This window comes from Mesorhizobium sp. M0571 (assembly GCF_040320985.1).
Taxonomy (GTDB): Bacteria; Pseudomonadota; Alphaproteobacteria; order Rhizobiales; family Rhizobiaceae; genus Mesorhizobium.
Genome location: NZ_JAMYQT010000007.1, coordinates 38,528 through 60,933 on the forward strand (window position 1 = coordinate 38,528; position 22,406 = coordinate 60,933).

Sequence of the window (22,406 nt, forward strand, 5' to 3'; positions counted from 1 at the left end):
TGCTACAGCCGGTTAAAAAGAGTTTACTTTTTCATACTGCGGGGCATCGCTTTCACAAAGCTTTCATCTGGCTGTCACACGAAAACGATACCGCATCGCAGGCGTCCAACGGCGTCAGTTCAACGGAGAGAACACATGTTCAAATTCACGGGAAAACTGCTTTCCCTTTCGGCCGTCGCCCTGATGGCGACCTCTGCCATCTCGTCGGCCCAGTCCATGGATGAACTGGTCGCCGCAGCCAAAGCTGAAGGCCAGCTCACCACCATCGCGCTGCCCCATGACTGGTGCGGCTACGGCGCGGTCATCGACGGCTTCAAGGCGAAATATCCGGAAATCACAATCAACGAACTCAACCCCGATGCCGGCTCCGGCGACGAGGTCGAGGCGATCAAGGCCAACAAGGACAACAAGGGCCCGCAAGCGCCCGACGTCATCGACGTCGGCCTGAGCTTCGGCCCGACCGCAAAGAAGGATGGCCTGATCCAGGCCTATAAAGTATCAACCTGGGACTCGATCCCGGACAGCGCCAAGGATGCCCAAGGCTTTTGGACCGGCGACTATTACGGCGTGCTTTCGTTTCTGGTGAACAAGGACCTGGTCAAGGAAGCGCCGGCCGACTGGGCCGACCTGCTGAAGCCGGAATTCGCCAATACCGTGGCGCTCGCCGGTGACCCGCGCGCCTCGAACCAGGCCATCCAGGCAGTCTATGCCGCCGGCCTTTCCGGCGGTGCGGCTGCCGGCGAAGCCGCCGGCACGGCTGGTCTCGACTTCTTCAAGAAGCTCAACGCCGCCGGCAATTTCGTGCCGGTCATCGGCAAGCCCGCGACGCTTGCCCAAGGCCAGACGCCAATCCTGGTGACCTGGGATTATAACGCGCTTGCCGGCCGTGATACGCTGAAGGGCAATCCGCCGGTCGACGTCGTCGTGCCGAAGACCGGTGTCGTCGCCGGCGTCTATGTTCAGGCGATCAGCGCCTACGCGCCGCACCCGAATGCTGCCAAGCTGTGGCTGGAATATCTCTATTCCGACGAAGGCCAGATCGGCTGGCTGAAGGGCTATTGTCACCCGATCCGCTTCAACGACCTCGCCAAGAATGGCAAGCTCCCGGCTGACGTGATGGCCAAGCTGCCGCCGGCCGAGTCCTATGCAGCCGCGGTGTTCCCGACGCTCGACGAGCAGGGCAAGGCCAAGGAAGCCATCACCAAGAACTGGGATGCCGTCGTCGGCGCCAACGTCAAGTAAGACTTGAGATCAGCCGGGCGGCTTAGATCGCCGCCCGGCATACCTCCAGGACGGTAGCCGGCGCATGACCGATATCTCGTTGTCCGATCACGCTGTTGCCGGGAAGACCGCGCCTCCTGCCGACGCCCGCAGCATGAGGCTGCCGACGCAATGGCTTGGCGTTGCGCCTTTCTTCATCTTCGCCATCATGTTCCTGATCCTGCCCACGCTCTATCTGATGCTGGGCGCATTCCGGAACGATGCCGGCGAATTCACTTTCGAAAACATAGCGGCCTTGGCGCAGCCGTCGATCGTTGCCGCCTACTGGATCTCAATCAAGGTCAGCCTCGCCTCGTCGCTGATCGGTGCTTTCGCGGGACTTGCCATTGCCATCGCCATCGTGCGCGGCGGGCTGCCGGAGTGGATACGCTCGGCGACACTGACCTTTTCCGGCGTGGCCTCCAATTTTGCCGGCGTGCCGCTGGCCTTCGCCTTTCTCGCGACGCTCGGCCGGCTCGGGCTCGCCACGGTGCTGCTCAACGTCTTGGTCGGCTTCAACATTTATGCCCATGGTTTCAACATCCTGTCGTTCTGGGGCCTGACGCTGACCTATGTCTATTTCCAGATCCCGCTGATGGTGGTGATCATCGTGCCGGCGATCGATGGGCTGAAGAAGGAATGGGGCGAAGCGGCGGCAACGCTTGGCGCGACCCAGGCGCAGTTCTGGCGCATGGTCGTCATTCCGGTGATCTGGCCAAGTTTCCTCGGCACCGTCATCCTCTTGTTTGCCAACGCCTTCGGTGCCATCGCCACCGCTTACGCTCTGACCGGCTCCTCGCTTAACATCGTCCCTATCCTGCTCTACGCGCAGATCCGCGGTGACGTGCTGCACAATGCCCATCTCGGCTACGCCATCGCCTTCGGCATGATCGTCATCACCGGGCTGGCCAATGTCTTCTACATCTGGTTCCGGACGCGCTCTGAGAGGTGGCTCAAATGAAGTCCGGCAGATTCTGGGCCTGGATCGTCTTCGCGCTGGGCGCGGCCTATTTCTTCATTCCGCTGATCGCGACCGTGGAATTCTCCATGCGCATGCGGCGCGGCGCGTATTCCTTCGATGCCTATCAGGTCGTGCTCGGCGATCCCCGCTTCCAGGCGACCTTCATCTATTCGGTGGTCGCCGCCATCTTCACCATCGTCCTTGGCGTGCTGGTGGTGGTGCCGGCGGCGTACTGGATTCGTCTGCGGCTGCCGCAGCTCAGGCCCGTCGTCGAGTTCATCACGCTGCTGCCGCTGGTCATTCCGGCCATCGTTATCGTCTTCGGCTACATCAGAATGTACGGGTCGAACTCACCGCTGCCGTTCCTGGCCAGCGAGACGGGAGCCAATGCCTTGCTGGTCATCGGTTATGCGACACTGGCGCTGCCCTATATGTATCGCGCCGTCGACACCGGGCTTCGCACAATCGACGTGCGGACACTGACTGAGGCGGCGCAGATCCTCGGCGCCGGCTGGGGCACGATCATCACTCGGGTCATCCTGCCCAACGTGCTGATCGCGGTGCTGTCGGGCGCCTTCCTGACCTTCGCCATCGTTATTGGTGAATTCACCATGGCCAGCCTGCTCAACCGGCCTGCCTTCGGACCCTATCTGCAGAACGTCGGCGCCAACCGCGCCTACGAGCCGGCGGCGCTTGCCATCATCGCCTTTGCCATTACCTGGGGCTGCATGTCGCTGATCCAGATCCTGTCGCGCTTCGCGCCGCGATCGGCGAACCGTCCGAACTGACCCGAAGGAAAAAGCCATGGCCGAGCCATTCCTCTCAATCCAGCATGTGCAGAAATCCTTCGGCGCCGCCATTGTGGTGCAGGATTTCAACCTCGACGTCGAGCCGGGCGAATTCGTCTCCTTTCTCGGACCGTCCGGCTGCGGAAAGACGACGGTGCTGCGCATGGTCGCCGGTTTCGAGGAGCCGAGCGCCGGCAAGATCGTCGTGGCCGGCAAGGACATCACAAGGCTGAAGCCGAACCAGCGCAATATCGGCATGGTGTTCCAGGCCTATGCGCTGTTTCCGAACCTCACCGTGGCGCAGAATATCGGCTTCGGGCTGAAGGTCGCCGGCATGCCAAAGGCCGATGCCGACAGGCGCATTGCCGAAATGCTCGACATCATCAAGCTGCCGCAGATGGGCGACCGCTATCCCTACCAGCTTTCCGGCGGCCAGCAGCAGCGCATTGCGCTGGCGCGGGCGATTGCGCCGAAGCCGAAGCTGTTGCTGCTCGACGAGCCGCTGTCGGCGCTCGACGCCAAGGTGCGCGTGTCGCTGCGCGAGGAAATCCGCTCGATCCAGAAGAAGCTCGGCATCACCACCATCTTCGTCACCCACGACCAGGAAGAGGCGCTGTCGATTTCCGATCGTATCGCGGTGATGTATGGCGGCAAGGCCGAGCAGGTCGGCACGCCTTTCGAGATCTACAACCGGCCGGCAACCAAATTCGTCGCCAATTTCGTCGGCACGCTGAACGTGCTCGAAGGCACCGTCACCGACGCGGCTTCGGGCAAGGTTCGCGTCAATTCACAAGAGGTCTCGCTCAAGGGCAAGCTCAACGGCTCGAAGTCCGGCGACACGCTGTCGCTGGCGCTGCGGCCCGAGGCGATCTCGCTCGGCCGCCACCCCGGCCGCGACTCCAGCCTTTCGGGCGAAATCGCCGAGGTGCATTTCCTCGGCTCGGTCATCCGGGTTCGCGTCGGCATCGGCGGCAGCACGGTGTCGCTCGACACGTTCAACAGTCCGGCCACACCGCCGCCGGCCGTCGGCGAAAAGGCCGAGATCTCCTTCTCGTCGGGCGATATGCTGGTGCTGCATTAAGGGAAGAGTGAATGGTGAATAGTGAATAGTGAATGGAACAAGCGGAAGAATGCGCTTTGCGTACTCAAACTCTTCTGAAGATAACCATTCACCATTCACCATTCCGCCGCTACGATAGGGCATGGCGCTTTTCGAACTGACCCTTGTTCTTCTCCTGGCTGCCGTTGCTTTGACGGCGGTGTCGCGGCGTCTGCAGATTCCCTATCCTTCGTTGCTGGCGCTGGCCGGCGCCGGCATCGCCTTCCTGCCGTTTGCACCGACCATCGAGATCGACCCGGAACTGGCGCTCGCTCTGTTCATCGCGCCGGTGCTGCTCGACGCGGCCTACGACACGTCACTGCGCGATCTCAACCGCTACAAGGTTTCGCTCATCCTGCTGGCGCTCGGCGCCATCGTCTTCACCACCGTGACCGTGGCGTTGGTCGGCTGGACGATGGCAGGCCTGCCGCTTGCCGCGGCCATAGCTCTTGGGGCGATCGTGGCGCCGCCGGATGCCGTGGCAGCGGCGGCCGTGCTCGGACAATTCAAGGTGCCGTACCGCATTACCGCCATCCTGCAAGGCGAGAGCCTGCTCAATGATGCGACCGCGCTGCTGATCTACAGGATGTCGGTTTCCGCCGCCGCCGGCTCCATTCTGCTGAGCAGTGCCGTTCCGATGATCCTTCTGTCGACGGTCGGCAGCCTTGCAGCCGGCTATGTGCTCGGCCGGCTGTCTCACGCCATGCTCAGCCGCATCGACGACCCGGCGAGCGGCACCGTGGTGCAATTCGCCACGACGTTCGGCGTCTGGATCCTGGCCGACAAGATAGGACTTTCCGCGATCATCACGATCGTCGTCTATGCGATGACCATCGCCCGCACTGCGCCGCGCCGCATGCTGGCGAGAAACCGCATCAGCTCCTACTCGGTGTGGGAGACGGCGGTGTTCGTGCTCAATGTCCTGGCCTTCGTCCTGATGGGTCTGCAGGCGCGATCGATCGTCGGCAGGCTTGCCCAGCAAGGGCAGAATGAGGCGTTCGTCTTTGCCCTGGCTGTGCTGGCCGTCGTCATCGTCTCGCGGCTTGTCTGGGTGTTGGGCTGCGGCGCGGCGCTGAGACGGCTGGCACGCTCCGGCGATGAGGAGAGGCGCAAAGACGCCCCGACATTTCGCGGCGGTGTGCTCATCGGCTGGTGCGGCATGCGCGGCCTGGTGACGCTCGCGGCAGCATTCGCGCTACCTGCCGACTTTCCGGGCCGTGACCCGATCGTGCTCGCTGCTTTTACGGTCGTGCTCGGCACGTTGGTGCTGCAAGGCGTCAGCCTGAAGCCGTTGCTGCGCTTGCTCAATCTCGACCCCGACCAGACCGTCGACCGGGAGGTGGCGCAGGCGCGTGTCGCCGTCATGCAAGCCGCGCTGGACGTGCTCAGCGGCAAGACGTCGAGTGCCGCTGGGGCGGTGCGCGAACAATATGCCGCCCAGCGCGCGATCGCCGAAAATCCGGAGGATGCCCAGGCGGCGACCGAGTATGACAGGCTGCGCCTTTATGCCATCAAGAGCCAGCGCGATGCGCTGGAGCAGCTGCGCCTCGATGGAACGATCGGCGACGAAGCCTATCACCGCCTCGAGGAAGAGATCGACTGGTCGGAACTGGCCGCTTCCCCGCCGGGCCGTTTCCAGCCGCTGACGACCTAACCGCTGGCCCAAGCCCGCTGCGTCTCGCTGCACATTGCAAGGCTGTCAGTGAACCGCTACTGCCACTAGGAAATTGAGCCGGATAAGCAATGAAGCTGGTCAGCTACAACATCCAATACGGCTTCGGCAGCGATGGCCGCTACGACCTAGCGCGCTGTGCCAATGTCGTCGCCGGCGCCGACATCATCGCCTTGCAGGAAGTCGAGCGCCACTGGCTGCGCAGCAACGAGGACGACCAGCCGGAACTTCTTTCGCAATTGCTGCCCGATTATTATTGGGTCTATGGGCCGGCCTTCGACATGGAAGCCAGCCAACGGCATGAAGGCCGCATCGTCAACCGGCGGCGGCAATTCGGCACCATGGTGCTGTCGAAGCTGCCGGTCGTCTGGTCGCGGCTGCACACGCTGCCGCTCAGGCGCACGCTGCGTCCGCTCAACACCCGCAATGCCGCACTCGAATGCATGATCAGCACCCCTGCCGGCCCGGTGCGGTTCTTCTCGCTGCATCTGGCGCATATCGCCGCCGAGGAGCGGCTTGAGCAGATCGACTACCTGCTCGCCGAGCATCGCCGCGCGCCGTCCGAAGGCGGCCCGTGGAGCGGCACCGACGATGAGCCGGCGCGCAAGTGGAGCAATGGCGAGCCGGAGCCGAAAAACCCGCTGGCGGCGATCTGGATGGGCGACTTCAACATGGAGCCGGACAGCGCCGAATACCGGCGCATCGTCGGCAGCACGCCCTATCATCGTGGTGCCGCCTATCTCGACGGTTTCGTCGATGCCGCCGCCGTCGCCATCGAACCGACAACGGATTTCCACACCCATGTGAAGACCATCGACGGCAGGCTGGCAAAGCGCCGGCTCGACCACTGCTTCGTCGGCGGCATTTTTGCCGGGCGCGTGCGCTCGGTCAGTGCCGATATTGGCGAAATCGCCTCCGACCATTTTCCGCTCAGGGTCGACATCGACCTGGAAACGCCGATCGCCACCGGGACCGGCAGCGGATGAACCGGCGATGAGCCTATTTGTCTTTTTCGCGGTGCTTGCCGCCGCTTCCATGCATGCGATCTGGAACGCGCTGGTCAAGGTCCATCTCGACCGGTTCCTGTCGATCACGCTGATGACGCTCGGCATGGGCGCCGTGGCACTTGTGGCATTGCCTTTTGTCGAGGTGCCGAAGGCGGAGGTGTGGCCCTTTATCCTCGCCTCGGTGATCTTCCACATGGGCTACAGGACGTTCCTGATCGGCGCCTACAAGGCCGGCGATTTCGCCCAGACCTATCCGCTGGCGCGCGGCACCGCGCCGTTGCTGGCCGCTTTGGGAGGCATTGTGGTGGTTGCCGAAATGCCGGCGCCGCTCGCCATCGTCGGCATCGTTTTGTTGTCGGCGGGCACGCTGGTGCTGTCGTTTCGCGGCGGCGCACATCTGGAGAGATTGAACCTGCGCGCCGTCGGCTTCGCGCTGGGCACATCGATCTTCATCGCCAGCTACACGCTGTCGGACGGCAGTGGCGCGCGGCTCGCCGCCACCGCGTCGAGCTATGCGGCGTGGTTGTTCGTCTGCGATGCGCTGTGGGCGCTGGTGCTGTGCGTCGTCTTCCGCGGGCCGGAGGCGCTGCCGGTGCTGGCGCGCGACTGGAGAGCGGGAGCCTATACCGGCGTGCTCAGTGGCGCCGCCTACTGGATCGTGATGTGGGCGATGACCAAGGCGCCGATCGCCTCGGTGGCGTCGCTGCGCGAAACATCGATCCTGTTCGCCATGATGATTTCGGTGTTCGCGCTGGGCGAGAAGATGACGGGATGGCGAGGCGCGGCGGTGCTCAGCATCGTCGCCGGCGTGGTCGCGCTCAGGCTCGGGTAGTTACGCAATCTCCAGGTCGAACACCATCAGCCCGTCCGTGCCGCCTTGAAGCCCCGCGACCAGTCTTGCGCCGGCTCGCTCATGCGCCTCATGCACGAGATAGGCGTCGCGTGCCGCGGCATCGCGAAAGTCGATGGTGAAGCCGTGCGTGAAGCCGCGGGCGAAGGGTTCGGGACTGGCATTGGGGCTGAACTCGACCTTTTCCATGCCCTCGATCACGCGCCGCAGCGCTTCGAGATCGGCATGGACCGCCGCGCGCTCGGCGTCGGCAACGTCGTTGCGGAATCTGACGAAAACACAGTGCCTGATCATTTTTTGTCCCTTCGATTACGCCGCACGGTTTCCAGAAAAGAGGGCCGGCGGCAGCGGCTCGCGACCAAGGATCAGATCGGCGCCCTTTTCGCCAACCATGATGGTCGGCGCGTTGGTGTTGGAGGAGGGGATGCGCGGCATCACCGAAGCGTCGCAGACGCGTAAACCCTCGATGCCGCGCAGCCTTAGGTCAGGCGTCACTACGGCCATCGCGTCATGGCCCATGCGGCAGGTGCCGACCGGATGGTGGTCGGTCTTGGAACTGCGGCAGGCATAGTCGACCAGCTCGTCATCGCTCTGCAAGGCAGGTCCCGGCAGCACCTCTCGCAGCACATAAGGCTGAAGCGCCTTCTGCCGCATGATCTCGCGCGCCAGCCTGAGGCCTTTGATCGACATGTCGCGGTCGTAGGGATCGGACCAGTAGTTCGGGTCGATCAGCGGGCGGTCGGACGGATCGGCGCTGTTCAGCCGCACCGTGCCGCGCGAGCGCGGGCGCAGGAAGGCCGAGTTCAGTGTCACGCCCGGATTGTTCAGCTTCTCGACGCCGGCCTCAATGCCGGAGCCGAGGCCGAGATGCAACTGGATATCGGGAGAGGCGGCAGTCGGATCGGCGTACCAGAAGCCGCCGGTCTCAAACAGGCTGGAAGCCACCGGGCCTTTCTTCAGGAGCAGATATTGCAGGCCGGCCCACGCCGTCCAGTGCAGCTTGGCATAGTTGTCGTAGGTGTGGTCTCCGGTGCATTCGGCGATGACGAACAGGTCGAGGTGATCCTGCAGGTTGGAGCCGACACCGGGCAAATCGTGCACCGGTGTCACGCCGATCGACTTCAGATGGTCGGCCGGGCCGATGCCCGACTGCAGCAAAAGCTTCGGCGAGCCGATGGCGCCGGACGAGACGATCACCTCGCGTTCGGCGCGCAGGATCGCCGGCTGGCCGCCCGGCCTGTCGACGATCTCGACGCCGACGGCGCGGCCTTTGTCGATGACGATGCGCGTCACCAGCACGCCTGTCTTGACCGTCAGGTTCTTGCGTTCGCGGATCGGCCTGAGATAGGCGACCGAGGCCGAAGAGCGTTTTGCGTCCTTCTGCGTCAATTGGTAATAGCCGACACCCTCCTGGCTGGCGCCGTTGAAGTCGGGATTGAAGGGAATGCCCAGCTCCTGCCCGGCGCGGAAATAGGCCTCGCAGATCGGCAGCGGCGCGATCGGGTTTGACACGCCAAGCAGGCCCTGGTCGCCGTGAAAATCGTTGGCGTAACGTTGGTTGTTCTCAGCGCGCTTGAAGTAGGGCAGCACGTCGCGATAGCCCCAGCCGGCAAGGCCGTCTTCCTTTTCCCAGGCGTCGTAGTCGCGGGCGTTGCCGCGCGTGTAGATCTGGGCGTTGATCGATGAGCCGCCGCCGATCACCTTGGCCTGCGTGTACCGGAAGACGCGGTCCTGCATGTGCTTTTGCGGCACGGTCGACCAGCCCCAGGAGGCGATCCCCTTAGTCATCTTGGCAAAACCGGCCGGCATGTGGATCAGCGGATGCCAGTCCTTGCCGCCGGCTTCGAGCAGCAGCACCGAATTTGACGGATCTTCGCTCAGCCGGTTGGCAAGCACGCAGCCGGCCGGACCGGCGCCGACAATGATGTAGTCGGTCATGGCGTCACCTGTTCATAGCCTCGGCACCGACAGCGCGCCGTCGACATTGATGATCGAGCCGGTCGAAAAGCCGAGCTTGCCGCTGGCGAGCGCCGCCACGGCGGCACCGATATCTTCGCTTTCGCCCCAGCGCATTGCCGGCACCAGGCCGCCGTCGATCAGCCCGTCATATTTGGCGGTGACACCCGCGGTCATGTCGGTGCGGATGATGCCCGGCCGCACTTCGAACACGGCGATGTTTTCGATGGCAAGGCGCAGCGCCAGGTTCTTCACCCACATCGAAAGCCCGGCCTTGGAAATGCAGTAATCGGAACGTTCTGGCGAAGCCATCGCGGCGCTGACCGAGGTGATGGTGATGATCGATCTCGCACCAACGCTCGGCTGGCCGAGCATCGCTTTGGCAACGGCCTGGCTGAGGAACACGGTGCCGCGCAGGTTGATGCCGAGCACCCGGTCGAAATTTTCCGGCTTGAGCTCCAGCAGGTCGCCGCGTTCGACGGCGCCGATGCCGGCATTGTTGACCAGGCAGTCAATGCGACCGAAGGCGCCTGTTGCAGCATCGACCAGCGCGGCGTGGTCGTCGAGTTTGGCGATGTCGCTGCTGACATAGGCGAATTTCGCGCCGCGCGCGGTGATGTCGGCGGCGAGCCCGTCGGCGGCTTCGTCGGCAAGGTCGGCCACCAGAATATCGAAGCCGGCGCTGGCCAGCGCCTCGGCGCAGGCAAGGCCGATGCCGCGCGCACCGCCGGTGACGATCGCTGCCGGGCGGTTCATGTTGCGAACTCCGTCTTGCGGATGTGGTCGGCGACGCGCAGCGCCTGTGCGGCGATCGACAGCGCCGGATTGACCGCGGCCGAGTTCGTCAGGAAGCCGCCATCGACGACGAAAAGGTTGGTGTGGTCGAAAGAGCGGCAGAACGGATCGAGTGGCGAGGTCGCCGGATCGTTACCCATCTTTACCGTGCCGCACTGATGCGAGGGCGTGCGCTTGTCGAACGGCCGCGACAGCACGATCGGATAGCCGCAGGCGCGGAAATTCTCGCGCATCACCTTGGTCAGCCCGTCGAGCGACTGCATGTTGGAGCGCCGCCACTGCATGACGATGTCCGTGCCATCGACCATGATGCGGCTTTCGGCATCGGGCAGGTCCTCGCACATCAAATACCAGTCGACGGCGTGGCCGGCCATGAAATCCAGCGCGAATTTGGGCGCGCGCCTGACATTGGCCTTGAGGATGTTGCCGTCGATCTTGCCTAGAAGCTGGACGTTGCCGAGCGGTTTGCCGCCCTTGCCGTCGGATAGATAATAGTCGTTCAGCATCAGCGTCTTCTGGTAGACGGATTTGTTCCTGCGGCGCGGATCGATCGCCAGCATGGCGCTCGAATTGTGGTTCATGAAGTTGCGGCCGACCTGGTCGGAACGGTTGGCCAAGCCTTTGCCACCTCCTTTGCCCTTGGAAGAAGGGGAAGGCGAACGCAGCAGGATGGCGGCGGAATTGACCGCGCCGGCCGACAGGATGACCAGCTTCGGCGCGACTTTCTTCAGCGCACCGTTCTGGCGGTAATGGACGGTCTCGATCGTCCTGGCGTCCGGCGATGCCTCGAGATATTCGACATGGGCGCCGGTCTCGAGCCTGATGTCCTTGTCGGCAAGGGCAGCCGCCAACGGCCCGGATTGCGCGTCGATCTTCCCGGTCCCGGTGTTAGGAAACGCGTCCCACGGCGTGCTGCCGTCTTTCAGCCAGGCTTCGATGTCGACGCCGAGCGGCAGCGATGCCGGATGCAGGCCCAGGCTCTTCAACTCGGCGCGCGCACGCGCGATCGGCGGCTCGTCGGGTACCGGCCCGAAAGGGTAGGGCGTCGAGTGGAACGGCTCGGTCGGGTCTTCGCCGAGTGCACCGCGCACGCGGAAAAGCTGCTCGGCCTTGGAATACCAGGGTTCGAATTCCTCATAGGAGAACGGCCAGGCCGGCGAGATGCCGCCATAGTGCTCCATCTCCGAAAAGTCTTCCCTGCGGTAGCGGATCAGCACAGCGCCGTAGAATTTCGAATTGCCGCCGACATAGTAGTAATTGCCCGGGTTGAAAGGCGCTCCGCCGGCCTCGAGCCACATCTCCTTCGGCCGATAATGACCATCGACGAAGATGGCTCGGGTGTCGCGCGTGTGCGGCGTCGCCGGCAGCGGTTCGCCGCGCTCCAGCATCAGGATCGAGGCGCCGCTGCCGGCAAGGCCGGAGGCGATCGTGGCGCCGCCTATGCCGGAGCCGATGATGACGATGTCTGGATTTGTCATGGTCGTCAGACGATGCGTTTCTCGGTCGCCGGATCGAAGAACACCGCCTTGGTCAGGTTGAAGGCGAGCGGGGTGACCGTGCCCGGCTGGATATTGGCGTCGGCGCGCAGCCGCGCCACCACCGCCTTGCCGCCGAGATTGGTGACCGCGAAAGTATCCGAGCCGGCCGGCTCGATGACCTCGATGTGACAGTCGGCGCTGGCGATGTTCGAGGCGTTGCGTTCGGCGCCCTCGGGATCGGTCAGTGCTTCGGGGCGGACGCCGAAGATGATCGGTTTTCCCTGGAATGCCGACAGGCCGGCCGGCGCATTGGCCAGCGGCAGCGAGATCGGCTGGCGAGCCTCACGCTCCAGGACGACGGAGAAGCCGCTGCCGTTGCTGCCGATCGTCGCCGGGATCAGGTTCATCGCCGGCGAGCCCATGAAGTCGGCAACAAACAGGTTGGTCGGATTGTTATAGATTTCGGCCGGCGTGCCGAACTGCTGTACCTCACCGTCGCGCATCACCGCGATCTTGGTGGCCAGCGTCATCGCCTCGATCTGGTCGTGGGTGACGTAGACGATGGTGGTGCCGGTGGTGGCGTGCAGGCGCTTGATCTCGATGCGCATGTCGACGCGCAGCTTGGCGTCGAGATTGGACAGCGGCTCGTCGAACAGGAACAGCTTGGGATCGCGCACCAGCGCCCGGCCCATGGCGACGCGCTGGCGCTGGCCGCCGGAAAGCTGGCTTGGCTTGCGCTTCAGCAAATGGCCGATCTGCAGGACCTTCGCCACCTTGTCGATCGCCTTCTGGCGCTCGCCGGCCGGCACGCCGCGCATCTCCATGCCGAAGGCGATATTCCCGGCGACCGTCATGTTCGGATAGAGAGCGTAGCTCTGGAAGACCATGGCGATATCGCGCTTGGAGGGGTGGAGATCGTTGATCGTGCGTCCGTCGACGCGAATTTCGCCTTCGGTGATGGTTTCCAGGCCGGCAATGGTGTTGAGCAACGTGGACTTGCCGCAGCCGGAAGGCCCGACCAGCACGAGGAAGCCGCCCTTTTCGAGGTCGAGGTCGATGCCTTTCAGGATCTCGACCGATCCGAAGCGCTTCTTCAGCCCATCAATTTCCAGAAAAGCCATCCGATTATCCTTTAACGGCGCCAGCCATCAGGCCGCGCACGAAATAGCGGCCGGCGAGCACATAGACGAGGAGCGTCGGCAGCGCGGCGATCATCGCCGCCGCCATGTTGACGTTGTATTCGACGACGCCGGTCGAGGTGTTGACGACGTTGTTCAGCGCCACCGTCATCGGCATCACGTCGCCGGAGCCGGCATAGGCGGAGGCGAAGAGGAAGTCGTTCCAGATGTTGGTGAACTGATAGATCACCGTCACCACGATGATCGGCAGCGAGTTGGGCAGCATGATGCGCCGGAAGATCTGGAAGAAGCTGGCGCCGTCGATCTGCGCCGCCTTCACCAGCTCGTTCGGAAACGCTTCGTAATAATTGCGGAAGAACAGGGTGGTGAAGCCGATGCCGTAGACGACGTGGACGAACACCAGGTTCACGGTCGGATTGCCGAAGCCGAAGGTAAGGCCGGTCGCATTCTGCAGCTTGACGCCGAACCGGCCGAAGCTGCCGAGGATCGTTGCCATCGGCAAGAGGACCGACTGGAACGGGATGAAGCAGGCAAACAGCATCAGCCCAAACACCAGCGTCGCCCCGCGAAAGCGCCACTTCGTCAGCACATAGCCGTTGAGCGCGCCGAGCAGGGTCGAGATGATGACGGCCGGAACCACCATCTTGATCGAGTTCCAGAAATAGCCCTTCATGCCGACGCAGGTGAGACCCGAGCAAACTTCGCTCCACGCCCTTATCCAGGGTGCGAAGGTCGGCGCCTGCGGCAGCGCCAGCATGTTGCCGTTCTGTATCTCGTCCATGGTCTTGAACGAGGTCACCAGCATGACGAACAGCGGCATCAGGTAGAACAGCGCAAACAGCGCCAGCAGCCCGTAGATGACGATGCGATTAATAGTCCTGGCGCTGATACCGCCAGTGCCCTGGCGGGCAGGCGTTGCCAAGGCGCTCATCGCGGCTTCTCCCTGAGCTCGGAGTAGAGGTAGGGAACGATGATCGCGGTTATGGTCATCAGCATGATCACGGCGCTGGCCGAGCCGACGGCCATTTCGTTGCGTTTGAAGGTGTATTCATACATGAAGTTCGACGGCAGCCAGGCCGAGCCGCCAGGCCCGCCGCTGGTCAGCGCGACGACCAGATCGTAGGACTTGATGGCGAGATGCGCGAGCACGATCAAGGCCGAAAGGAAAATGGGCCGCAGCAGCGGGATGACGATGCGGCGGTAGAGCTGGAAGGTAGTGGCGCCGTCGATCTGCGCCGCTTTCATGATCTCGCCGTCGATGCCGCGCAGACCGGCCAGGAACATCGCCATGATGAAGCCCGACGCCTGCCAGACGCCGGCGATGACCACCGTGTAGATGACGAAATCCTTGTTCTTGATCCAGTCGAAATGGAAGCTCGTCCAGCCCCATTGGTGCAGCGTCTGCTCGAGGCCAAGGCCGGGGTCGAGGAACCATTTCCAGGCAACGCCGGTGACGATGAAGGACAGTGCCATCGGGTAGAGATAGATCGGCCGCAACATGCCTTCGCCGCGGATCTTCTGGTCGAGCAGGATGGCCAGGAACAGGCCGAGCGCCAGGCAGATGAAGATGTAGAGAAAGCCGAAAATGCCCATATTGGTGATCGACGTGTACCAGCTCGATGGCGGGTCGATGTCGAAGGTCCAACGCCACAGCCGCTGGTAGGCGCGCGGGCCGGTGATGGCATAGGACGGGAAGGTCTTGGAATTGGTGAAGGACAGATAGATCGTCCACAGGATGAAGCCGTAGACGAAGACGATGGTGATGGCGAAACTCGGCGCCAGCACGATCTTCGGCAGCGCATCCTGCAGGCGCGAACGCACCGAGGCGCGCGGACGAGCATTGTGCTCCGGCGTCAGCTTGATCTGGCTTGTCGCAACCGTACTCATGAGCTCCTCCCGTTCTGGGTCGTCCGTGCTTTCACCGCCAAGCGGGAAGACGGCCCGGTGCAGACGGGGTTTTGATCGACCGCGTGGTCGACCATATCTGCGGATTGGAACCTTCCCCGCCGGAGCGGGGAAGGTCTTTTTCGTGCGTGGCCTTACCTGGCGTCGTCGATCGCCTTGACCAGTTCGGTCACGGCCTCGTCCGAGGTCTTGATCTGGCCGTGGACGAACTTGGTCACGACATCCTTGTAGGCATTGGCGATCGCGGGCGGGGCGCCATAGCCCTGGGCCAGCGAACCGAACAACGTGCCCTTCTCGTTGGCGGCCTTAAGGTCGGCGATGCCCTTCTTGCCGCAGGCGTCGAAGTCGGTGTCCGGTACGTCGGTGCGGGCCGGAACCGAGCCCTTGACGACGTTGAAGGCCGACTGGAAGCTCTTCGACAAAGTGGCGGTGGCAAGTGCGGCTTGGGCGGCCTTGCGGTCGTCAGATACGTCGAACATGCCGAACACGTCGGAATTGTAGACGACGCTGCCGTCGGTGCCCGGGAAGCGGTAGCACAGGAAATCGGTACCCGGGATCTTGTTGGCGGCGTGGAACTCGCCTTTGGCCCAGTCGCCCATGACTTGAACCAGGGCATCCCCCTTGATGACCATGGCGGTGGCGAGGTTCCAGTCGCGGCCCGAGAAGTTCGGGTCGACATAGGTGACCAGCTTGGCGAGGTTGTCGAACGACTTCTTCATCGTGTCGGACTTGAGCGATGCGTCGTCGAGGTCGTTGAAGGCCTTCTTGTAGAACTCAGGTCCGCCGGTCGACAGCACGACCGAGTCGAACATGGTGGCTTCCTGCCAGTTCTGGCCACCGAGGGCGAGCGGAATGACGCCGGCCGCCTTGGCCTTGTCGAGCAGCGCAATAAGGTCGTCGAAGGTCTTCGGCTCGGTGCCGCCGATCTTGTCCATCACAGCCTTGTTGATCCACAACCAGTTGACCGAATGGACGTTGACAGGCACCGCGACCCATTTGCCGTCATAGACGGTAAACTTCTGCAGCGCCGCGGGAACAGCCTTGTCCCAGCCCTCCTTGACGGCGATAGCGGTGATATCGCCCATCTTGCCGGCCGCCGCATAGTCGAGCGCGGTGTAGCCGAGCATCTGCGAGGCGGTCGGCGGATTGCCTGCAGCCACCATTGCCTTCAGCGCAACCATTGCGGGGTCACCGCCACCGCCGGCCACCGGCACGTCCTTCCAGGCAAAGCCTTCCTTGGCCAGATCCTGCTTGAGCACGTTCAGAGCGGCAGCTTCGCCGCCCGACGTCCACCAATGCAGCATCTGGACTTCCTTGACGTCCTCGGCATGGGCCGCGAACGCAACGCCCGATGCGAGAGCCGTCCCGATAAGCAGTTTGCGCAACATGTACTTCCTCCCTTGTTGAACTTACACGACCGGCGGATGCCCACCGGGTTCTTCCCAACTCAGCCGACCCACCATCCGGTGCGCTGGCCGCGATGAAACTGGATTGTCTTTTCCTCGGTATAATCCTCGACGGCGCGCTTGCCGAGTTCGCGTCCGAGACCGGACTGCTTGTAGCCGCCGAAAGGCAGCTCGGGATAACCCTCCATGAACGTGTTCACCCAAACGGTTCCCGAACGCACATTCCGCGCCACCGACATGCAGGTATCGATGCTGGCGCTCCACACGCCCGCCGACAGACCATAGGGCGTGTTGTTGGCGATGTGCAACGCCCTTTCAATCGATTCAAAAGTCAGCACCGAGAGCACCGGACCGAACACTTCCTCGCGCGCAATGGCCATGTCTTCGGTGACGTCGCGAACGATGGTCGGATCAAGATACTGGCCGGCGCTCGAAGCAAGCTGCTTGCCGCCGCTATAGATCCGGCTGCCCTCGTTTTCCGCTGCCGTCACGTAGCCGGTGACCTTGGCCACATGGTCGGCGGAGATCATCGCGCCGACCTTGGTGCGATCGTCGAGCGGGTCGCCGACGGTCACCTTGGCAGTCAGCGCCTTTACTGCGCCGAGGAACTCGTGGGCGATCGCCTCATGGACGATCAGCCGGCTGCCGGCATTGCAGCATTCGCCGGCGTTGAAGAAGCCGCCGAATACCGCCGCGTCGGCGGCGGCTTCGAGGTCGGCATCGGGAAAGACGATCTGGCCGTTCTTGCCGCCGAGCTCCATCGAGACTTTCTTCAGCGAGTTGGCGGCAGACGCCATGGTCATCTTGCCGACGCGGGTGGAGCCGGTGAACGACACCATCTCGACCAGCGGGTGGCTGACCATCGGTGCGCCGACATCGGTGCCCAGCCCGGCAAGGATGTTGACGACGCCGTCCGGCAGACCGGCCTGCATCAGGATCTCGCCGAGAACGAACGTCGAGGCCGACGTCATTTCGCTCGGCTTGACCACCGCCGTGCAGCCGGCAGCGAGCGCGAAGGGCAGTTTCTGGCTGACGATCAGGAAGGGAAAATTCCACGGCGTGATGATCGAGACGACGCCGATCGGTTCGCGCAGCACGACACCGAGCATCGCATCGCCGAGATTGGCGTAGCTTTCGCCCTGAAGCGTGCGGGCGAGTGCCGCGGCATAGCGCCAGATGTCGACGGCGCCGCCGATCTCGCCGCGCGCCTGGGCGATCGGCTTGCCGGATTCCAGTGCATCGAGCCGGGCAATGTCCTCGAGCCGCGCCTCGATCAGGTCTGCCGTTTTGAGCAGGATCGCGGCGCGCTCGCCGGCCTTCACGCGCGGCCACGGGCCGGTCTCGAAGGCCTTGTGCGCGGCCTGTACCGCCGCCTCGACATCCGCCGCGCCGGCTTGCGCATAGCGCGAAACGGTGAAGCTGTGGCCGGGGCTGCTGCGCTCCAGCGTGCGGCCGTCCTGGGCATCGACGAACTTGCCGTCGATCAGCAACCGGTAGCTTTTCGGCGCTGCGGCTGCCTCGGCGGGCATAGCAATGTTGAGGGGCGCGTTCATGTGATTTCCAGGTTCTGCTCGCATTTTATGATCTCGAGAACGCCGGCTTCTGCTTGGCTTTGAAAGCCTCGACGCCGGCCCTGAGATCGCTTGTCAGCGCGATGGAGCCGCTGGCCAGCGCTTCGGTCGCGGCAGCACTCTCTTCGCCTTCGGCAATGGCAATCATCAGCTTGGCGGCCTCGGTCGCCAGCGGCCCGCGCTCGGCGATCTTGCCGGCCCAGGCCCTGGCTTCGGCGAACGCCTTACCGGTCTCAACCACCCGGTCGACGATCCCCAGAGTCATCGCCTCGATTGCCAGAAACACCTCGCCGCCGAGCGCCATCCGCCGCACCGCCTGTGCGCCGAAGCGGCGCACGGCGCGCTGTGTGCCGGACCAGCCGGGAACGACGCCGATCGAGGTCTCGGGGAAACCCAGCTTCACCTGTGTTTCCGCTACGCGGAAGTCGCATGCAGCCGCCAGTTCCAGCCCACCGCCCAGCGCATGGCCGGCAAGCACGGCGATCGTCGGCTGCCGCAGCCGCGCCAGCCGATCGAAGACGCGGTGACCGTAGCGCACCCATTGCACCTGGAAATCGACAGCGCTCATGGCTGCCCAAGCCTCGACGTCGCCACCGGCGCAAAAGCCCTTGCCCTCGCCGCAGATCAGCACGACGCGGACGCCTTCCGCCGTCTCGGCCTCGTCGAGTGCTTCTTCGAGCGCCCGCAGCATCGGGATGTCGAGCGCGTTGAATTTCTCCGGCCGGCGCAGCGTGACAATGCCGATGGCGCCGTCAGTTTCAAAGGTGACGAGACGCTCAGCCATGCGCGCCTCCAAGCGAGGCGCCGCCATTGAGCGACAGGCCGATCGGCCGGTCCCGGTAGAGCGCCTCCGGCGTCGTCTTCAGATCGTTGGCGACGGCGAGTGGGATCTCGGCCTGCGCCAGCACATCGCGCTCCAAGTCTACACCTGGCGCCAGCTCGGTCACCATCAGCCCTGCCGGCGTCAGCTTCATCACGCAGCGCTCGGTAACATAGGTGATGTCCTGTCCCTGGGCGACGGCACGCTTCCCGGAGAATGAGATGTGCTCGACCTCGCCGACGACTTTCTTGACCTTGCCTTCCTGGTCGATGCGGATGCCGCCATCGTCCAGCGACAGCTTGGCGCCGGCATTGAAGAAACCAGAAAAGACGATCTTCTTCGCCCGCGCGGTGATGTCGACGAAGCCGCCGGCGCCGGCGGTGACATGCGGCCGCGCCGAAAGCCTGGAGACGTTGACCGAGCCGTGGCGGTCGATCTGCAGGAAGGACAGCAGCGAGGCGTCGAAGCCGCCAGCCTGGAAATAGATGAACTGGTGTGGCGAGGGCATGAAGGCGTCGGCGTTCGACGAGCAGCCGAACTTGAAGTCGAGCAGCGGCACGCCGCCGACCGCGCCCTGTTCGATGACCCAGGTGACCTTGCCGTGCTGGCCTTCCTCGAGCAGGATGCGCGGCACATTGGCCGAGATGCCGAAGCCGATATTGACCGCCATGCCGTCGGCAAGCTCCATGGCGACGCGCCGGGCAATGACCTTCTGGACATTCATTTCGGCGTTGCGAAAGCTCGACAGCGGCCGGAAGATCTCGCCGGAGATGGCCGGATCGTAGGGCGTCAGCGTCGTCTGCAACTGGTCGGGTGCCACGACGATATGGTCGACCAGCACGCCGGGCACGCGCACATCGTGCGGCTTCAGCGTGCCGTTCTCGACGACGCGCTTGACCTGCGCGATGACGATACCGCCATTGTTGCGGGCGGCCAGCGCCTGTTCGAGGCCGCCGAGATAGGCGCCTTCATGCTCATAGGTGAGGTTGCCGCGCTCGTCGGCGGTGGTGGCGCGAATGATCGCGACCTGAGGTACGATCGAGCGGAAATAGAGCCACTCCTCGCCATCGAACTGCTGCACCGAAACGATCGGCTCGCTGGCGGCAGCATTCATGGCGCAGCCCTGGTGGCGCGGGTCGGCAAAGGTGTCGAGCCCGACCTTGGTCAGCACGCCGGGGCGCTTGGCGGCGGCCTCACGATGCATGTCGAACAGGATACCGGACGGCACGTTGTAGGCGGCGACCGTATTGTCGCCGATCATCTTCCAGATCTGCGGCGGCTCGGACGAGGACGGCCCGGACGGATAGGAGCCGCACAAAGTGCGCTTCAGCAGGCCGGGCTTGGCTAAGTGATCGATGCCCTTGATGCCGTACATGTCACCGGCGGCGATCGGATGCAGCGTCGTGATATCCTTGGGATGCCCATCTGCGTCGAAGCGCTCGCCGATAGCAGCAAGCACCGCATCCGGGCAGCCGAGGCCGCTCGACGACGACACGGAAACGACCATCCCATCCCTGATCAGACCGGCAGCCTCAGCCGCGGAGACGAGCTTGCTCACCCAGCACTCCCGAGCTTCGGGTCGATGGCAACGGCCTTGCCGGACCTGGCCGACTGCAATGCCGCTTCGGCCGCGGTCAGCGACCAGACGCCGTCCTCGCCGGTGGCGGAAGGCTGGCCCTCGCCGCGGATCGCCGCATGGAATTGGCGCAGCGAACGGGCATAGAGGTCTTCGCGGTCGAAGCTCAATTCCTCCTCGCCCGTTGCCGTTCGCAGCAACATCGAGCCGACCGGCTTCTGCGTCATTACGTCCCTGGCGATCAGCGAGCCTTCGCTGCCATGCACCTCGAAGCCGGTGCCGGCGAATTTGGTGGTGAAGCCCTCATGCGACTGGGCGATGACGCCCCGTCCGAAGCGCCAGAGGCACATGGCACCGTCTTCCAGCCCGCCGGCGGCCATGCCGGCCGATTGCGTGAAGGCCGAAATCTCCACCGGATCGTCGCCGAGCACGAAGCGCAGCGTGTCGGCATCGTGGACGGTGATGTCGAGCACCACGCCGCCGCCGGCGTCCGGCCTGGTGATGCGCCAGCCCTGCAGGTTTTCCGGCAGATAGACAGAGTGGAAGACGCGTGCGGCGATCGGCCTGCCGATGCGGCCGGCGGCGATCGCTGCGCGCATCGCCCGATGCGAGCCGGCATTGCGCAGATGGTGATTGGTGCCGAGCACGACGCCGGCAGCCCTGGCGGCGGCGACCATCTTGCGGGCGTCGGCGCTGGTCAGCGCCAGTGGTTTTTCGCAAAGCACATGCTTTCCCGCCTCGATGGCGGCGAGTGCCTGTTCGAGATGCAATTCGTTGGTGGTCGAGATGTAGACGGCGTCGATGTCGGATTTGAGCAGGGTGTCGAGCGCCGAGACCGCCGCCGGAATGCGGTTTTCGCTGGCGTAGGTGGCGGCGCGCTCCGGGCTGGAGCTCATCACCGCGGCGATCTCGCCGTCCGGCTGCGCGCGGATGGCGCCAATCATGAATTGCCTTGCGATCGTGCTGGCGCCGATCAATCCCCATCGGACGGTCATGCCGCGTCCCCCACTCCCGCACGCCGAGTTCCATCGCGATCGGGGCCGCAGCTTTCCCTGACCACGAGGTTGACGGCGCCGATATGATCCTCGGCGCGCGTGGTGCGCGACTGGATCATCTTCAGCACGACATGGGCGGCGCGCTCGCCGAGCCCGGCGGTGTTCACCGAGACGCTGGTCAGCGCCGGCATATAGTGCTCGGCCTCGGCGACGTCGTCGAAGCCGACGACGGCAAAATCCACACCGGGTTCCAGGCCACGCTTGCGCAGCGCCAGCAAGACGCCGAAGGCGACGGCATCGTTGAAGCAAAGCGCCGCGGTCGGCGGCGCGGCCATGGCGAGTGCGGTTTCCAGGCAGGCTATGCCGCCCTTGCGGCTGGTTTCGCCCTCGAAGACGAGCCTGTCGGCCGGTGTGATGCCGAGCGCTTCACAGGCCGCGCGAAAGCCGCCCAGCCGCTCGTGGTAGACGACAAGGTCGGACGAGCCGCCGAAGAAGGCCAGCCGGCGGTGGCCCTTGCCGATCAGATGGGCTGTGGCAAGATAGGCGCCGCGATGATTGTCGGGCGTGATCACCGGGATGCGGCTTTCGGGGAGGCGGCGCATGACGAAGACGACCGGAACGCCTGCGGTCTCAAGGCGGCGGAACGCGCCAGGTGTGGTGCCGCGCGCCGGCGACACGACGAGCCCGGCGACACCCTGCTCCATCAGCGATTTCAGCACCTCTTCCTGGCGCACCGGGTTTTCAGCCGTATTGGCGATGAAAGGCACAATGCCGGCCGACTGGAAGACGCGCTCCATGCCGACCGCCAATTCGGCGAAAAACGGATTGGTGAGATCGTTGATGACCATGCCGATGACGTTGGAATGGGCCTTGCGCAGATTGGCGGCGCCGCGGTTGTAGACATAGCCGACATCCTCGATCGCCTTGCGCACCTTGAGCGCGGTCTCAGGCCGGATCAGCCCGCTGCCTTGCAGCACGAGCGATACCGTCGATTTGGACACGCCCGCCTCGCGGGCGATGTCGAGTATCGTTGCTTTGGCCCGGCTGGCCATCCAGATGCGTCCTCCCGGTCGGCTTCTTGTATGAATTTATTGGAACGTTCTAATCCCTGCTGTGGATTTGAGTCAA

The 22,406-nt window shown here is 64.0% G+C and carries 20 protein-coding genes; 7 read left to right on the plus strand and 13 right to left on the minus strand.

Going from position 1 to position 22,406, the window contains the following annotated elements; all coding sequences use genetic code 11:
* Positions 1-135: 135 nt before the first annotated feature.
* The 7 genes from NKI85_RS10955 (at position 136) to NKI85_RS10985 (ending at position 7,619) form a co-directional block, all read left to right on the plus strand.
* Positions 136-1,242 (plus strand): ABC transporter substrate-binding protein, encoded by a 1,107-nt coding sequence (locus NKI85_RS10955; RefSeq protein WP_352524655.1) that lies wholly within the window; start codon positions 136-138, stop codon positions 1,240-1,242.
* A gap of 64 nt (positions 1,243-1,306) precedes the next feature.
* On the plus strand, positions 1,307-2,221 hold the full coding sequence (locus NKI85_RS10960; RefSeq protein ID WP_023675356.1) for an ABC transporter permease: 915 nt from the start codon (positions 1,307-1,309) through the stop codon (positions 2,219-2,221).
* Positions 2,218-3,009 carry an ABC transporter permease gene (locus NKI85_RS10965; RefSeq protein ID WP_023675357.1) on the plus strand — a complete coding sequence of 264 codons (792 nt, stop codon included), beginning with the start codon at positions 2,218-2,220 and terminating at the stop codon, positions 3,007-3,009. The genes NKI85_RS10960 and NKI85_RS10965 overlap by 4 nt, the downstream gene beginning before the upstream one ends.
* Positions 3,010-3,025: 16 nt before the next feature.
* Complete coding sequence (locus NKI85_RS10970; RefSeq protein WP_352524654.1) at positions 3,026-4,090, plus strand: ABC transporter ATP-binding protein; 1,065 nt, start codon at positions 3,026-3,028, stop codon at positions 4,088-4,090.
* A 121-nt stretch (positions 4,091-4,211) separates the two neighbouring features.
* Entirely contained in the window at positions 4,212-5,762 is a 1,551-nt protein-coding gene (locus NKI85_RS10975; RefSeq protein ID WP_352524653.1) for a cation:proton antiporter, read from the plus strand.
* A gap of 89 nt (positions 5,763-5,851) precedes the next feature.
* Complete coding sequence (locus NKI85_RS10980; RefSeq protein ID WP_352524652.1) at positions 5,852-6,766, plus strand: endonuclease/exonuclease/phosphatase family protein; 915 nt, start codon at positions 5,852-5,854, stop codon at positions 6,764-6,766.
* 7 nt (positions 6,767-6,773) lie between these two features.
* The gene (locus NKI85_RS10985; RefSeq protein WP_352524651.1) at positions 6,774-7,619 is read left to right on the plus strand and encodes an EamA family transporter; all 846 of its coding nucleotides are present in this window, start codon (positions 6,774-6,776) and stop codon (positions 7,617-7,619) included.
* Here the strand turns inward: NKI85_RS10985 and NKI85_RS10990 are convergent, their stop codons facing one another.
* The 13 genes from NKI85_RS10990 to NKI85_RS11050 form a co-directional block, all read right to left on the minus strand.
* Positions 7,620-7,931: a Dabb family protein gene (locus NKI85_RS10990; protein WP_352524650.1), complete on the minus strand. Its 312-nt coding sequence runs from the start codon at positions 7,929-7,931 to the stop codon at positions 7,620-7,622.
* Positions 7,932-7,946: 15 nt separating this feature from the next.
* Positions 7,947-9,575, minus strand: coding sequence for a GMC family oxidoreductase (locus tag NKI85_RS10995; protein ID WP_352524649.1), 1,629 nt, complete (start codon positions 9,573-9,575; stop codon positions 7,947-7,949).
* Positions 9,576-9,587: 12 nt separating this feature from the next.
* Positions 9,588-10,349 (minus strand): 3-ketoacyl-ACP reductase, encoded by a 762-nt coding sequence (locus tag NKI85_RS11000; RefSeq protein ID WP_352524648.1) that lies wholly within the window; start codon positions 10,347-10,349, stop codon positions 9,588-9,590.
* Positions 10,346-11,866, minus strand: coding sequence for a GMC oxidoreductase (locus tag NKI85_RS11005; protein WP_352776737.1), 1,521 nt, complete (start codon positions 11,864-11,866; stop codon positions 10,346-10,348). The genes NKI85_RS11000 and NKI85_RS11005 overlap by 4 nt, the downstream gene beginning before the upstream one ends.
* Positions 11,867-11,871: 5 nt before the next feature.
* Positions 11,872-12,987, minus strand: a complete 1,116-nt coding sequence (locus NKI85_RS11010; protein WP_352524646.1) for an ABC transporter ATP-binding protein — start codon at positions 12,985-12,987, stop codon at positions 11,872-11,874.
* Positions 12,988-12,991: 4 nt separating this feature from the next.
* Positions 12,992-13,936, minus strand: coding sequence for a carbohydrate ABC transporter permease (locus NKI85_RS11015; RefSeq protein WP_352524645.1), 945 nt, complete (start codon positions 13,934-13,936; stop codon positions 12,992-12,994).
* Positions 13,933-14,892, minus strand: a complete 960-nt coding sequence (locus NKI85_RS11020) for a carbohydrate ABC transporter permease (RefSeq protein ID WP_352524644.1) — start codon at positions 14,890-14,892, stop codon at positions 13,933-13,935. Before NKI85_RS11020 ends, NKI85_RS11015 begins: the two co-directional genes overlap by 4 nt.
* Positions 14,893-15,044: 152 nt before the next feature.
* Positions 15,045-16,298 (minus strand): ABC transporter substrate-binding protein, encoded by a 1,254-nt coding sequence (locus NKI85_RS11025; protein ID WP_352524643.1) that lies wholly within the window; start codon positions 16,296-16,298, stop codon positions 15,045-15,047.
* A gap of 59 nt (positions 16,299-16,357) precedes the next feature.
* A complete protein-coding gene (locus NKI85_RS11030; protein WP_352776738.1) occupies positions 16,358-17,869 on the minus strand; it encodes an aldehyde dehydrogenase family protein in 1,512 nt (503 codons plus the stop codon).
* 25 nt (positions 17,870-17,894) lie between these two features.
* Complete coding sequence (locus tag NKI85_RS11035; RefSeq protein ID WP_352776739.1) at positions 17,895-18,671, minus strand: enoyl-CoA hydratase/isomerase family protein; 777 nt, start codon at positions 18,669-18,671, stop codon at positions 17,895-17,897.
* Positions 18,664-20,265 (minus strand): acyl CoA:acetate/3-ketoacid CoA transferase, encoded by a 1,602-nt coding sequence (locus tag NKI85_RS11040; protein ID WP_352524640.1) that lies wholly within the window; start codon positions 20,263-20,265, stop codon positions 18,664-18,666. Before NKI85_RS11040 ends, NKI85_RS11035 begins: the two co-directional genes overlap by 8 nt.
* Positions 20,262-21,278 carry a Gfo/Idh/MocA family protein gene (locus NKI85_RS11045; RefSeq protein WP_352524639.1) on the minus strand — a complete coding sequence of 339 codons (1,017 nt, stop codon included), beginning with the start codon at positions 21,276-21,278 and terminating at the stop codon, positions 20,262-20,264. The genes NKI85_RS11040 and NKI85_RS11045 overlap by 4 nt, the downstream gene beginning before the upstream one ends.
* Positions 21,275-22,330: a LacI family DNA-binding transcriptional regulator gene (locus tag NKI85_RS11050; protein ID WP_352524638.1), complete on the minus strand. Its 1,056-nt coding sequence runs from the start codon at positions 22,328-22,330 to the stop codon at positions 21,275-21,277. The genes NKI85_RS11045 and NKI85_RS11050 overlap by 4 nt, the downstream gene beginning before the upstream one ends.
* Between the last annotated feature and the right edge of the window lie 76 nt (positions 22,331-22,406).

Bases quoted from the DNA above. Each gene is read 5' to 3' on its own strand.
- NKI85_RS11015 (WP_352524645.1), bottom strand. From the start codon at position 13,936: ATGAGCGCCTTGGCAACGCCTGCCCGCCAGGGCACTGGCGGTATCAGC.
- NKI85_RS10975 (WP_352524653.1), top strand. From the start codon at position 4,212: ATGGCGCTTTTCGAACTGACCCTTGTTCTTCTCCTGGCTGCCGTTGCT.
- NKI85_RS10970 (WP_352524654.1), top strand. From the start codon at position 3,026: ATGGCCGAGCCATTCCTCTCAATCCAGCATGTGCAGAAATCCTTCGGC.
- NKI85_RS11035 (WP_352776739.1), bottom strand. From the start codon at position 18,671: ATGGCTGAGCGTCTCGTCACCTTTGAAACTGACGGCGCCATCGGCATT.
- NKI85_RS11025 (WP_352524643.1), bottom strand. From the start codon at position 16,298: ATGTTGCGCAAACTGCTTATCGGGACGGCTCTCGCATCGGGCGTTGCG.
- NKI85_RS10990 (WP_352524650.1), bottom strand. From the start codon at position 7,931: ATGATCAGGCACTGTGTTTTCGTCAGATTCCGCAACGACGTTGCCGAC.
- NKI85_RS11005 (WP_352776737.1), bottom strand. From the start codon at position 11,866: ATGACAAATCCAGACATCGTCATCATCGGCTCCGGCATAGGCGGCGCC.
- NKI85_RS11010 (WP_352524646.1), bottom strand. From the start codon at position 12,987: ATGGCTTTTCTGGAAATTGATGGGCTGAAGAAGCGCTTCGGATCGGTC.
- NKI85_RS11020 (WP_352524644.1), bottom strand. From the start codon at position 14,892: ATGAGTACGGTTGCGACAAGCCAGATCAAGCTGACGCCGGAGCACAAT.
- NKI85_RS11000 (WP_352524648.1), bottom strand. From the start codon at position 10,349: ATGAACCGCCCGGCAGCGATCGTCACCGGCGGTGCGCGCGGCATCGGC.
- NKI85_RS11045 (WP_352524639.1), bottom strand. From the start codon at position 21,278: ATGACCGTCCGATGGGGATTGATCGGCGCCAGCACGATCGCAAGGCAA.
- NKI85_RS10980 (WP_352524652.1), top strand. From the start codon at position 5,852: ATGAAGCTGGTCAGCTACAACATCCAATACGGCTTCGGCAGCGATGGC.
- NKI85_RS10960 (WP_023675356.1), top strand. From the start codon at position 1,307: ATGACCGATATCTCGTTGTCCGATCACGCTGTTGCCGGGAAGACCGCG.
- NKI85_RS10965 (WP_023675357.1), top strand. From the start codon at position 2,218: ATGAAGTCCGGCAGATTCTGGGCCTGGATCGTCTTCGCGCTGGGCGCG.
- NKI85_RS11030 (WP_352776738.1), bottom strand. From the start codon at position 17,869: ATGAACGCGCCCCTCAACATTGCTATGCCCGCCGAGGCAGCCGCAGCG.
- NKI85_RS10985 (WP_352524651.1), top strand. From the start codon at position 6,774: ATGAGCCTATTTGTCTTTTTCGCGGTGCTTGCCGCCGCTTCCATGCAT.
- NKI85_RS11050 (WP_352524638.1), bottom strand. From the start codon at position 22,330: ATGGCCAGCCGGGCCAAAGCAACGATACTCGACATCGCCCGCGAGGCG.
- NKI85_RS10955 (WP_352524655.1), top strand. From the start codon at position 136: ATGTTCAAATTCACGGGAAAACTGCTTTCCCTTTCGGCCGTCGCCCTG.
- NKI85_RS10995 (WP_352524649.1), bottom strand. From the start codon at position 9,575: ATGACCGACTACATCATTGTCGGCGCCGGTCCGGCCGGCTGCGTGCTT.